Genomic DNA, 12,253 nt, shown 5'->3' on the forward strand with positions numbered 1-12,253 from the left:
TATCCACATGACTCTGCCCACTTGGTTGCGCCAACACCTCACCCCCGCGCCGGATTCGGCGGCGGCATTCGATATTCGGCGTGGCAAATCACCGTGGACGAACGGCATCCATTTGCTGTGGTCGTTGTGGATCTTTCTCACGCCCTTGTTTGGCGAAGGCTACAGCCTGCGCTGGGGTGCACTCACGCTGCTGTCTTACCCGGTGTTTCTGTGGTTGTACGTCAAGGTGATCGTGGGTCCGCGCCGCCACGGCTGGCGTTATGCGCTGGCGATGGCGGCGCTGAGTTTGCTGCTGCTGCGCTGGTATCCATCGGGGTTGAGTTATTTCGTATTCGGCTGTGTGATGTTGCGGGTGTCCGGACAGCGGCCGCGCTTTGTCAGCTATGCCTTGCAACTGTTGGCCATGAATCTTGTGTATGTGGCAGTGGCGGCGTGGATTGGGTATCCGTCTTCGCTGTGGTTGTGGGTGCCGGTGATGACCTTCGTCGTTGGCACCATCATCAATGTCGAACATGCCAGTCAGGAGAAAGACGCGGCGCTGGCACTGTCGCATGACGAAGTGCGGCGATTGGCCGCCACTGCCGAGCGCGAGCGCATTGGCCGGGATTTGCACGACCTGCTGGGCCATACCTTGTCGCTGATCACCCTGAAGCTGGAGCTGTCGCGCAAACTATTCGAGCGTGATCCGGCCCGCGCCAAAAGTGAAATGGAAGACGCCGAACGCGTGGCGCGCGAAGCGCTGGCGCAAGTACGCAGCGCGGTGACGGGCATCCGTGCCACCGACCTGGCCGCGGAATTGGCTTCGGCCAAATTGTTGCTGGAAACCACGCAGGTACAATTGGACTACGCGCCGCCGCCGCAAGGCTTGCCACCCGAGGTGGAACGCGGGTTGGCGCTGGTGTTGCGTGAAGCGGTCACCAATATTTCCCGGCACGCGCAGGCGGTGCAGGCGCAGGTGGAATTCGTGCGGGAAGACAACGCCGTGCAACTGCGCATCCGTGACAACGGACGCGGCGGCGTGAGCGTGGATGGCAATGGCCTGTCAGGCATGCGCGACCGCGTGCGCGCGCTGGGCGGCAGCCTGAGCGTGGACTCGCCGCGCGCCGGCGGCACCCAGTTGCTGGTGCGGGTGCCCTTGGTTTGGCACGAACCGCTGTTGCCCTTGCGCGCGGTGGGCGCGGTGGGTGTGCTGCCACGCGAAGTTCAGGGGCACGCATGATCCGTATTTTGCTGGCCGAAGATCAGGCGATGCTGCGTGGCGCATTGTCGGCGCTGTTGTCGTTGGAATCGGATCTTGAGGTTGTTGGCAGCGCTGCCGACGGCGAAGCGGCGTGGCGCGAGGTGCAGCGGCTCAAACCCGACGTGCTGGTGACCGACATCGAAATGCCCGGCCTGACCGGCCTGGAGTTGGCGCAACGCATCGCCCGCCATGAACTTCCGGTGAAAGTGGTGATCGTCACCACGTTTGCGCGTGCCGGTTTCTTGCGGCGAGCATTGGATGCCGGCGTGCGCGGCTATCTGCTGAAAGATGCCCCTGCCGAACAACTGGCCGACGCCATCCGCAACGTGCAACGCGGCGGCCGCGCCATCGACCCGCAATTGGCCATCGACGCCTGGGGCGAAGCCGACCCTTTGAGCGATCGCGAACGCCAAGCCCTGCGCTTGGCCGGTGAAGGCCTATCCGCCAGCGAAATCGCGCAGCAGCTCAATCTCTCGCACGGCACCGTGCGCAATTACTTGTCGGAAGCCATCGGCAAACTCGGCGTCGGCAACCGCATCGAAGCCTATCGGCTGGCGCGGCAGAAGGGCTGGTTGTAGAGCCGCAGAGCGCAGCAGCAAACATCCTTGGAGCGAAGCTTGCACTGCTCTGCTCTACAGGCAGTGTGCTTGCAGCATCGCGAATGCTGCACGCAGGCCCAACGCTTCGCCGCCTGCGGGGCGGCCGGGGCGATCGCTGTCGTTCCACGCATACACATCCAAATGTGCCCAGCGCGTGCCCTCGCTGACAAAGCGTTCCAGATACAAGGCGGCGGTCACGCTGCCGGCCATGCTGGAGTTGCTGGCATTGGCTAGATCAGCAATGCCGCTGGTGAGATAGCGCAAGTAAGGGCGCCACAGCGGCATCCGCCACAACGGATCACGGGTTTGCATGCCGGCGTTGAGCCATGCATTGGCCAGGGCATCGTCGTTGGCATACAGCGCAGGCAGGTCAGGGCCTAATGCAATACGTGCGGCACCGGTAAGTGTGGCGAAATCCAGCAACAGCGCCGGATTTAATTCACACGCGCGTGTCAGCGCATCGCACAGCACCAGCCGGCCTTCGGCATCGGTGTTGTCGATTTCCACGCTCACGTTTTGCCGTGTGGTGATGATGTCGCCGGGGCGGAATGCATTCGGCCCGACTGCATTTTCCACGGCAGCAATCAGCAAGGTGATGCGCAGTGGCAGTTTGCGCGCCATCACCAGTTCGGCCAGTGCCAGTGCATGCGCGGCACCGCCCATGTCTTTTTTCATGTTGCGCATGCCGGCAGCGGCTTTCAGATCCAGCCCGCCGGTGTCAAAGCAAACGCCCTTGCCGCAGAGCACGATATGCGGATGCGCGGCATCGCCCCAGCTGAGTTCGATCAAGCGCGGTGCGCGATGCGAGGCGCGGCCTACTGCATGAATGGTCGGATAGTTGTGCGTCAACAAGTCGTCGCCGGCGATGACGGTGATGCAGGCCGCATGCGCAGTTGCCACGGTGCGCGCTATGGCTTCCAGTTCATCCGGGCCCATGTGTTCGGTGGGGGTGTTGACTAGGTCACGCACCCGCAGGCAGGCCGCCAATATGTCCAGGGTTTCGCTGTCGAAACCGGGCAACGCCAGCTGTGGCGTGGCCCGAGTGGACGCCTTGTAGCGATCAAAACGGTAACAGCCCAAGCCCCAGCCCAGTTGCAGCGCGTTGCGTGCAGCGGGATCGAGCGGGGTGACTGCGTGCCAAATACCGGCTGGCAGCGCGCGCGGCGCATGCGCGTAGGCATACGGATCCAGCGCATCATCAATCCCGAGGACCGCACCGGCCAGTTGCCCATTGGCATCCGCCCAAGTGTGCGCACTGCCGCTGCTGCCATCAAAACGATGACTCGCAAGCCACGCTTGCACATGTGCAGGCTGCGCTGCCAGCCATTCGGCATGGTCGGATTTGCCGATCAGGTGGAGTGGCAATGCGGCGGTGGTGTCATGGGTATAGGCAGAGGGCAAGGTCATGGCAGATTCCCGGAAGACGCGCCGGACTCCAGCCAAGCGGCCAGCGCAGTGAGTGTGGTGACATGCACATCGGGTGGAGCCAGATCGTTCGGCCAATGGTGGTCGCCGCGATCGATCCAGCACGTGTGCAGGCCAGCGTTGGCGGCACCTTGCACATCCATGTGTGGATGATCGCCCACGTGCAAGACGTTATCCGGGGCGACGCCCAACCGGCGGCAGGCTTCCTGGAAAAATCCGCTGTCGGGTTTAGGCGCGCCATATTCGCGAGCCCCCAGTTGGAAGCGAAATAAACTGGCAATGCCGATCACCGCCAAATCGGCATTGCCATTGGTCAATGCGGCGATCGGCCGTTGTGCGGCGATACGTTGCAGGCCGGGCATCGCGTCGGGGTAGAAGTCCACCCGGTTGCGTTCGTGAAAAAAAATCGCATAGGCGGCGCTGGCCAATGCCGGGTCATCGCCACTTTCGTGCAATGCGCGTTCGATGCTGAGCCGCCGCAACAGGCCCAGATCATGCGCATGCTCGGGGAACTCCGTGAACACCCGTTCGCGCAGTGCACGCATTTCCGAAATAGGAAAACGTTCAGCGGTGCGCGGGCTGTGTTCGGTAAACCATGCGTGCAGTGCGTTCTCGATGCGTTCGCCGATGGGAGCGAACGGCCACAGGGTGTCGTCGAGATCGAAGGTGATGGCGCGGATGGAGGAATTCACCATCCTATTGTAGGCCTGCATCCGGTGCAGGACGCACTATCGCGCAGGGGGGGAGTTCTCAGTGGTGGCACCACTGACCGCATCCAGTTGCACCTGCACATCTGCGAATAATTGCGAAACGCTGCGCAGCATTGTCAAGACACCAGCGCTTCCAGCCCATTGCAGCGGGCGTGCGCGACCCACTACAAACCCCAGTGCCAGGCCCGCCACAATCACCCGCCCAGGACTGAGGTTGGCATGCCAACACGCAGCCAGTTGCCGAGCCTGACTTGATGTCTCGGCAACGCGCGCCTGCAGCGCCTGCTCGGCTTGCTGCACCCGCGCCTGCTGTGCCTTCAGGCTCATGTGCCCTCCTTGAAGGTGATCAAGCCCCATTTGGCCAATTGCCGACGGCTGGCCGCCAACTCGGCGCACCTGAAATAGCGCACTGCCAACCATCCCGCAGCCGCACTTCCCGCAAAGCTAAGCGCTGCCGCCAGCAGCAAGGCCAGCAGCCAGGACAAGCCCGCCAGTTGCAATAGCGCCACCAGCGTTGCCATCAACAACAACCAGCACGAGCCACCCAACGCTAATGCGACGCCGATCAGGATCAGCGCACGCAGGCTGGCGGTGCCGGCCAAGGCCAAATCGGCGTGCAACAATGTCGCCATTGCCTTGCCGGTTTCCAATACAGACTGCGCTGCACTGCGCGCTTGTTGACCCAGCGCCTGCACAGCCTCCACCGCGGCATCGGCAGCAGCGGGCTCGGTTGGGTCTGTTGGCGTGGCGTGTTCGTCGCCGATCATGCCGGCCGCTTATTTATCGCTGCGGCCGAGCTTGGAAATAATCCAGCCCGCCGCAAACGCCACACCAAATGCCGCCAATGGGCGTTCACGGATCAATTCGGCGGCGCTGTCGAGCAGGTCGCGGCCTTTGTCCATCAGCGCGTTGACTTGCTCGCCGGTGGCACCGCCCAGATGTTCAGCGGCACCCAAGCCGGCCACGGCACCGTCTGCCAGTTCGGATTTCACTTGCGCCTTGCCCACGCGCAACTCGTCACCGGCCGCACCCGCCGCACTTTTGATTGCGCCACTTGCCGCGCTGACGGCCTGCTTCAAATGCGCACCGGCATCGCCCAGATTGCTCTTGACCGCTTCGGTATGTTCGCTCATCTGCCGCGTCCTCTTTCTGTGGGTAAGATCAAGTGTCGCACCGTTTGTGGATGTCTGCGTCATCGCATCTGCAATTGCCCGCTGACATTGCCGCGCAGCACGCGCAGCACCAGCTGCGCCGGGGGTTTGGCCAGACTGGCGCGGAAGCTGGAGAGGTCGCTGAAATCACCGCTGCTGGCGGCCAGCACCACATCGCCGCGCTGCAGGCCGTTTTGGGCGGCGCGGCTGCCGCGCGTGACCTCGTCCACCACCACCCCAGCCAGGCCTTGCCGGCGCAGCGATTCGGGTAAATCGGCAAAACTGGCCCCACCCAGGCGCGCATCCAGCTGGGCGCCGGCCAGTGCCTTGGGCGCTTCGCGCAGACCGCTGCGCAGTTGCAGCGGCTTGCCTTCGCGGCGTACATCCAGCACCACCGTGGCATCGGCTGCTTGCAGGCCCTGGAAATTGCGCAAGGCCTCGGCGTTGTCGATGGGTTGGCCATTGGCGGCCACCACCACATCGCCCACCTTCAAACCCGCGCTGCCGGCAGCGGAGCCGGGATAGACGCGGGTGACGATGGCGCCACGCGCTTCCAGCAAGCCCAGTCCCTTCGCCAGCCGTGCATCCACGTCCTGGGTGTCGATGCCCAAGGTGCCGCGCCGTACCACGCCACCGGCCAACAATTGATCCTTGACCCGGGTAGCCAGGTTGGCGGGAATCGCAAAGCCCAGCCCGATATTGCCGGCCATCGAACCCTGCCGGTTGTAGCTGGCGGTATTGATCCCCACCAGCTCGCCGTTGAGGTTGACCAAGGCGCCACCGGAATTACCGGGATTGATGCTGGCATCGGTCTGGATGAAGTTCTGGAAGCCGGCGCCGGGCAGATTATTGCGGCCTACCGCCGACACAATGCCTGAGGTGACGGTCTGGCCAAACCCGAACGGGTTGCCGATCGCGACCACGAAATCACCGGTCTGCAACAGGTCGCTGTTAGCCACCGGGATCGCCGTCAGATGTTGCGCCGGGATCCGCATCAGTGCCACGTCGGTATCCGGATCGGAGCCTACGAACTCGGCCTTCAACGTGCGACCATCGGCCAACATCACCGACACCTCATCGGCATCTTCGACCACGTGATTATTGGTCAACACCAGTCCGCGCTGGGCATCAATGATCACCCCGGAGCCCAGCGACTGCGCAATGCGTTCTTCGGGGATGCCAAACATGCGGCGAAACATCGGGTCATCGCCAAACGGCGTGTTTACCCGCACCCGTTGCTTGGTGTTGACGCTGACCACGGCGGGCAGCACTTTTTTCAGCATGGGTGCCAGCGACGGCATCGGCGTGCTGGCCACCGCCACCGGCAAGGTGCCGCCCACGGGGGCTGGTGCGGGGGGCGGCGGCGTGGCGCGCGCCGGCTGTTCCAGCATCAGGTTCAGCGAAGTGGCGGCAAACCCGCCAAATGCGGCAGCAGCGGTCAGGGCAAGCAAGGTCTTGGTCGCGGTTTTCATGGCAGCCATACAGTAGTACGCAACGCTGTTCAGTTTCAGCAAAGCATCTGCAATCGTGGCTGAAGCCATGCGCAGTGACCGAGTCAGGATTCTGAAGTTTTGCAGCGCAGCAAGTCTGGCGCGTATTCAGATTTCTCCCATTGCTCGGCCAGCAATCACCAAACCCGCGCCACAGTGAGATGTTAGCGGCTCGCGCAAATTTGCAAGCCGGGTTTCAAAAATTTTGACGTTGACTTGGTCCCGCACGGTGGTATGGTCTTAGCGGTCAGGCCACTAGATCTTGTGGTTTGCCGTCTCGGCAAGACCCAATCCTAGTGGCGAGACTCGTGGCGAGGCTGATAGCGCAGGGGGGCGCTGCCGGCCAAGACGGTCGACGTCAATGGGGAACGGCGCGTGACTTTGCGGCAACTGGCGGCAACGCCAAGACAATGATGAATTCATCGGCTGCGTGCAGTTGCAGCCGGCAGTGCCGCCACCGATCCAGATCGGTGGTGGGACAAAACAACGGGCTCGCCTTCAGTGCGGGTCTATACAAGGACAGGAGAGTTCAAAGGCATGAGCACGGCGAGGTTGGAAGTGGTGGCCGCGGACGCAAATCAGGACATTCCGATGCAACCGGCATCAATGGACATCTGGGATAAAAAATACCGCCTGAAGACCAAGCAGGGCGTGCCGCTGGATGTCGATATCGACGCCACCTACCAGCGCGTGGCCAAGGCCTTGGCGCTGGCCGAGCCCACCGTCGAGCTGCAGCAGTACTGGCAGGAGCGCTTCACCTGGGCGCTGCGCCGTGGTGCGATTCCGGCCGGCCGCATCACCTCCAACGCCGGTGCGCAGGAACACAAGCCGGCCACCTCGACCATCAATTGCACCGTCTCCGGCACCATTGAAGATTCGATGGACGGCATCCTCGACAAAGTGCACGAAGCCGGCCTGACCTTGAAAGCCGGTTGCGGGATTGGCTATGAGTTTTCCACGCTGCGCCCGAAGGGTGCGTTCGTGGCCGGTGCGGGCGCGTATACCTCCGGCCCGATGTCGTTCATGGATATCTACGACAAGATGTGTTTCACCGTGTCCAGCGCCGGTGGCCGCCGTGGCGCGCAGATGGGCACGTTCGATGTGTCGCATCCGGACGTGAAAGACTTCATCCGCGCCAAGCGCGAAGATGGCCGCCTGCGTCAGTTCAACCTGTCCTTGTTGATCACCGACGGCTTCATGCAGGCGGTGGAAGATGATGCCGACTGGCCGTTGGTATTCCCGGTCAACATCAAGGAACGCGGCGAAATCAATCTGGACGATGCCAGCCAGGTGGTGTGGCGCGATTGGCCCACCCAGCGCAGTTACATCGCACGCGAAGACGGGCTGGTGGCTTGCAAGATTTACGGCCACATCCGCGCCCGCCACCTGTGGGACATGATCATGGTCTCCACGTACGACTTCGCCGAGCCGGGCTTCATCCTGATCGACAAGGTCAATCAGATGAACAACAACTGGTGGTGCGAAACCATTCGCGCCACCAATCCCTGCGGCGAGCAGCCGTTGCCGCCGTATGGCGCGTGCTTGCTGGGCTCGGTCAACTTGACCAAGTTTGTGCGCAATGCATTCACCGACCAGGCCACGTTCGACTGGGAGGAATACAAGGAAGTGGTGCGCGTGTTCACCCGCATGCTGGACAACGTGGTCGAGGTCAACGGCCTGCCGCTCAAGCAGCAGCGCGACGAGATCATGCGCAAGCGCCGCCATGGCATGGGTTTTTTGGGCCTGGGCAGCACCATGACCATGCTGCAGATGAAGTACGGCAGCAAGCAGTCCTGCGAATTCACCGAAGCCATCGCCCGCAACATGGCGGTGGCCGGCTGGGAAACCGGCCTTGCACTGGCGAAGGAAAAAGGCCCTGCGCCGATCATGGATGAAGTGTTCGACGTCAGCGCAGAGATGCTGCGCAAGCGTCCGGAAATGGGCAAGGACGGTTGGAAAATCGGCCAGAAAATCGAAGGCCGCGTGCTGCATGCCAAGTACAGCCGCTACATGCAGCAAGTGGCCAGCGTGGCGCCGGACTTGGTGGATGCATTGGCCGAAGTGGGCTGCCGTTTTACCCACCACAGCTCCATCGCGCCCACCGGCACCATCTCGCTGTCACTGGCCAACAACGCCTCCAACGGCATCGAGCCTAGCTTCGCCCACCACTACAGCCGCAATGTGATTCGCGAAGGCAAGAAGTCCAAGGAAAAGGTCGATGTGTTTTCGTTCGAGCTGTTGGCCTATCGCGAACTGATCAATGCCAAGGCGATGCCGTTTGCCGAAGACATCGCCGCCAAGTTGCCGGACTACTTCATCAGCGCCGACGACATCAGCCCCAAAGAGCATGTCGATGTGCAGGCAGCGGCACAAAAGTGGGTGGATTCCTCCATCTCCAAAACCGCCAATGTGCCCACCGATTATCCGTATGAAGACTTCAAGGACATCTACCGTTACGCCTACCAGCAAGGCCTGAAGGGCTGCACCACCTTCCGCTTCAATCCTGCGGCTTTCCAAGGCGTGCTGGTGAAAGAAGCCGACCTTGAAAACACCCTCTACCGCTTCGAGCTGGAGGATGGTCAGGTGTTGGAAGTGAAGGGCAACGAGCAGATTGAATACGACGGCGAGCTGCACACCGCCGCCAATTTGTTCGATGCGCTGAAGGAAGGCTATTACGGGAAGTTTTAACCGCCGCGCCGGCCGCTTCGCACCGCCAGTACACCTGCTGCTTTCACGGGTATAGGATCGCGTTGTTGTACCCAACCACCAACGCCCCATGAGGAGGGCACATGAGCAATGGAGATGGAGTAGCGGCAATGGCGTCGGATGCCGTTGAGACTGTGAAAGAGAAAGTTGCGGAAGTGAGCGATGCAGTGGCCAGCAGTGCCAGTGCCACCGTGGCCAAGGTGAAGAAGGCAGCAAAAACCGCCGAGAAAAAAGTCAAAACCAAAGTAGCCGAAGCGAAAAAGGCTGCCAAGTCCGCAGAAAAGACGGTCAAGACCAGGGTCGCCAAAGCCCGCAAAGCCGTCAAGAAAGCAGTCGCGGCGACGAAAAAGAAGCTGACCACTGCCAGCAAGGATGCAAAGAAGGAAGTCGCCGGCTTGAAGAAAAAAGTGGCCGCCAAAAAAGTGGCCAAGAAGGCTCCGGCGAAGAAAGCTGTTGCGAAAAAAGCACCGGCCAAGAAAGCGCCCGCCAAGACCGCAGTCAAGAAGGTGCCCGCCAAGAAAGTTGCAACAAGCAAGGCGCCAGCCAAGAAAACCGTAAAAAAGGCAGTGAAGAAAGTCGCAAAGAAAGCGGCTGGAAAGACCGCCAGCAAGTAATGCAACGTCATGCGCCCGCCCGGTCACTCCCGGGCGTGGTGCCTGCAATCCCGCCTCGTTACACCGTCAAACCGCTTACAACACAAACTACAGAGTCAAGGTCATGACCGTCAGGATCGACAAAAAAATCAAGAGCTACGCCGTGGTCACCCCGGAAGACAAGGCCAAGCAATCCGCACCGGCCGCACCGGCCGCACCGGTGATTGCCCTTGCCGATGACGCCATCGATAACGTCATCCAGATGCATGAGCGTATCGAACGCCCGGAAGTCCTGATTGGTTCGACCTACAAAATCAAATCGCCGCTGGTGGAACATGCCATGTATGTCACCATCAACGACATCGTGCTCAACGCCGACACCGAGCACGAACACCGCCGCCCGTTCGAAGTGTTCATCAACTGCAAGTCGATGGAGCATTTCCAATGGATCGTGGCGCTGACCCGCATCATGTCCGCGGTATTCCGCAAGGGTGGCGATGTGGCATTCCTGGTCGAAGAAATGAAAGCCGTGTTCGACCCGCGCGGCGGCTATTTCAAAGCCGGCGGGGTGTATATGCCGTCACTGGTGGCTGAGCTTGGCAGCATTGTGGAAGACCATCTGAAATCCATCGGCATGCTGCACGACCCGGAGATGAGCGAGCATCAACGCGCATTGATTGCCGAAAAGCGCCGCGCCTACGAACAGAGCCAAAAAAAAAACACTGACGTCCTGAGTGCCAGTAGCGACATCATCAGCAGCGCCGCCAGTCACCCCGAAGACATCGAAGTCACTGGCGATGGCGCAACCTTCCCGCCCAGCGCCAGCATGTGCCACAAGTGCAGCACCAAGGCGCTGGTGATCATGGATGGCTGTGCAACGTGTTTGAATTGCGGGTACAGCAAATGCGGATAACAGGGCGTTGTGCGGTGTTGATCGCACCGCTGCCGGCAAGCCGTCGTTGTACCGGGATATCCCGATTGCCAGCACCACCACAATTTTGCTGTGCTAATGCGATGCAATGAAGCGGAGTCGGCTTGAGCGAATGGTTGCGCCATCACCCGATGGTAGCGGCAAGCGCAATCCATTTGAGGCAGATCCCCACGCAAGCCATGCCAGCTGGCCCGTAAGCGACGGCAACGAGATAGCCGAGCCGGCTTGGACGATGTTGACGAAGGTCCGAAATAATCAGTAGCGAGGTGGGCAAGCACGGGTGTTTCTTTGGCTAGGCCGGTGCCTAACCATTCGTCCAAGCCGACGCCGCTTCGCGGCGCGGCTTAACTCAGGTGCTAGATCGCGGGATGGGTGCTCGTCGCCGCATTCTCTGCTTTGTCTACCATTTCAGTTGCTTCGTCGCAAAGTGGTCGATGAGTTGCCACCTCTGGCTGCAGGCTGCATCTATGCCGCACTGGAAATTGCCATGCTTTCGAAACATGCTCTGACGGAGCATACCCTCACCACACCTAGAGGTATCGGATGGCACCTACGCATCGCCACCAGAACGCTAGGTTCATTGCTGGTCGGCGGGATAGCCGTCTTGGGAGCGATCTTCATATTTCGACAGGGCCTGCTGCCACTAATCGATACGATGTTCCGGCCTGGGCCCGAATGGTTGAGTGCACTCAGGCGCGCCGGTATTTTCCTCGCGGCAATCGCGGGCTACTGGGCTTATACGCACTGGTATGAGAAGCGAGAATCGAGCGAGTTGGAACTGCACCCTGTTCGCTTGATGCTTGGCGGCACCAGCGGTGCCGCCTTGATCGCGTTTCCGATCACCGTGTTGTTTGCGCTCGGCGCTTACAAACTAGTTCTGTTCCGCGAAGCCTCGCCGGCGCTGTTGGGCGTGGCGGTTCTCATTGGAATAGCGGCCACCTTGGAAGAGTTGATCTACCGCTGTTTGCTCTTTCGGGTGCTGGAACGGGCTTGGGGGACAGTGGCGGCTTTAGCAGTGCAATCGGTGATATTCGCCCTGGCGCACTTGGAAAACATAAAGCATGGCGGGATCTGGGACGTAGCGGCCATGCTTGTGTCGGTGACCATGCTGGGGCTGCTCTGGGCCGGTGTGTTCATACTGACTCGCAACCTGTGGGTGGTGGTCGCCAACCACGCAGCATGGAACTTCACCATTTTGCTCAGTGGCGTGCCGCTTTCCGGCATCAAAGACTGGCGCGCACTAGCGCCGCTAGAAACCCGTTATGCGGGGCCTGACTGGTTGACGGGAGGGATGTTCGGTCCGGAAAGTTCGCTGCTGGTGATCATGTTGATCACTGTTGCAGTAATGTTGTTGTTGCGCATAGCCCGATGGAATGGGGCATTCCTCAAGCCTATGCAATTTTAGGAC

General features: G+C 60.9%; 12 protein-coding genes. 6 read left to right on the forward strand and 6 right to left on the reverse strand.

Features of this window, described 5'->3' with window-relative positions; all coding sequences use genetic code 11:
• The first annotated feature begins 7 nt into the window (after window positions 1–7).
• Both QWB57_RS00775 and QWB57_RS00780 read left to right on the forward strand, forming a co-directional pair.
• Window positions 8–1,219 (forward strand): sensor histidine kinase, encoded by a 1,212-nt coding sequence (locus QWB57_RS00775; protein ID WP_223629671.1) that lies wholly within the window; start codon window positions 8–10, stop codon window positions 1,217–1,219.
• Window positions 1,216–1,818, forward strand: a complete 603-nt coding sequence (locus QWB57_RS00780; RefSeq protein ID WP_223629672.1) for a response regulator transcription factor — start codon at window positions 1,216–1,218, stop codon at window positions 1,816–1,818. The genes QWB57_RS00775 and QWB57_RS00780 overlap by 4 nt, the downstream gene beginning before the upstream one ends.
• 54 nt (window positions 1,819–1,872) lie before the next feature.
• Here the strand turns inward: QWB57_RS00780 and QWB57_RS00785 are convergent, their stop codons facing one another.
• Genes QWB57_RS00785 through QWB57_RS00810 form a run of 6 tightly spaced genes read right to left on the reverse strand, consistent with a single transcriptional unit; the run spans window position 1,873 to window position 6,597 of the window.
• Window positions 1,873–3,246: a leucyl aminopeptidase family protein gene (locus QWB57_RS00785; RefSeq protein WP_288967913.1), complete on the reverse strand. Its 1,374-nt coding sequence runs from the start codon at window positions 3,244–3,246 to the stop codon at window positions 1,873–1,875.
• Window positions 3,243–3,959, reverse strand: a complete 717-nt coding sequence (locus QWB57_RS00790) for an HAD family hydrolase (RefSeq protein WP_288967915.1) — start codon at window positions 3,957–3,959, stop codon at window positions 3,243–3,245. The genes QWB57_RS00785 and QWB57_RS00790 overlap by 4 nt, the downstream gene beginning before the upstream one ends.
• 33 nt (window positions 3,960–3,992) lie before the next feature.
• Window positions 3,993–4,301: a hypothetical protein gene (locus tag QWB57_RS00795; RefSeq protein ID WP_223629675.1), complete on the reverse strand. Its 309-nt coding sequence runs from the start codon at window positions 4,299–4,301 to the stop codon at window positions 3,993–3,995.
• Complete coding sequence (locus QWB57_RS00800) at window positions 4,298–4,741, reverse strand: phage holin family protein (protein ID WP_223629676.1); 444 nt, start codon at window positions 4,739–4,741, stop codon at window positions 4,298–4,300. Before QWB57_RS00800 ends, QWB57_RS00795 begins: the two co-directional genes overlap by 4 nt.
• A 9-nt stretch (window positions 4,742–4,750) precedes the next feature.
• Entirely contained in the window at window positions 4,751–5,107 is a 357-nt protein-coding gene (locus QWB57_RS00805; RefSeq protein ID WP_223629677.1) for a hypothetical protein, read from the reverse strand.
• A 59-nt stretch (window positions 5,108–5,166) separates the two neighbouring features.
• Window positions 5,167–6,597, reverse strand: a complete 1,431-nt coding sequence (locus QWB57_RS00810) for a Do family serine endopeptidase (protein ID WP_288967917.1) — start codon at window positions 6,595–6,597, stop codon at window positions 5,167–5,169.
• 555 nt (window positions 6,598–7,152) lie between these two features.
• On the opposite strand from QWB57_RS00810, the gene QWB57_RS00815 reads away from it, so the two are divergent.
• The 4 genes from QWB57_RS00815 to QWB57_RS00830 all read left to right on the forward strand — a co-directional run bounded on the left by QWB57_RS00815 (window position 7,153) and on the right by QWB57_RS00830 (window position 12,250).
• Window positions 7,153–9,303, forward strand: coding sequence for an adenosylcobalamin-dependent ribonucleoside-diphosphate reductase (locus tag QWB57_RS00815; protein ID WP_288967919.1), 2,151 nt, complete (start codon window positions 7,153–7,155; stop codon window positions 9,301–9,303).
• A gap of 101 nt (window positions 9,304–9,404) precedes the next feature.
• Window positions 9,405–9,935 (forward strand): hypothetical protein, encoded by a 531-nt coding sequence (locus QWB57_RS00820; RefSeq protein ID WP_288967921.1) that lies wholly within the window; start codon window positions 9,405–9,407, stop codon window positions 9,933–9,935.
• A gap of 103 nt (window positions 9,936–10,038) precedes the next feature.
• A complete protein-coding gene (locus QWB57_RS00825; protein ID WP_223629681.1) occupies window positions 10,039–10,827 on the forward strand; it encodes an NrdJb in 789 nt (262 codons plus the stop codon).
• A 430-nt stretch (window positions 10,828–11,257) separates the two neighbouring features.
• Window positions 11,258–12,250, forward strand: a complete 993-nt coding sequence (locus QWB57_RS00830; RefSeq protein WP_223629682.1) for a CPBP family intramembrane glutamic endopeptidase — start codon at window positions 11,258–11,260, stop codon at window positions 12,248–12,250.
• Window positions 12,251–12,253 lie beyond the last annotated feature (3 nt).

Source organism: uncultured Thermomonas sp. (assembly GCF_937872235.1).
Classification (GTDB): Bacteria; Pseudomonadota; Gammaproteobacteria; order Xanthomonadales; family Xanthomonadaceae; genus Thermomonas; species Thermomonas beijingensis.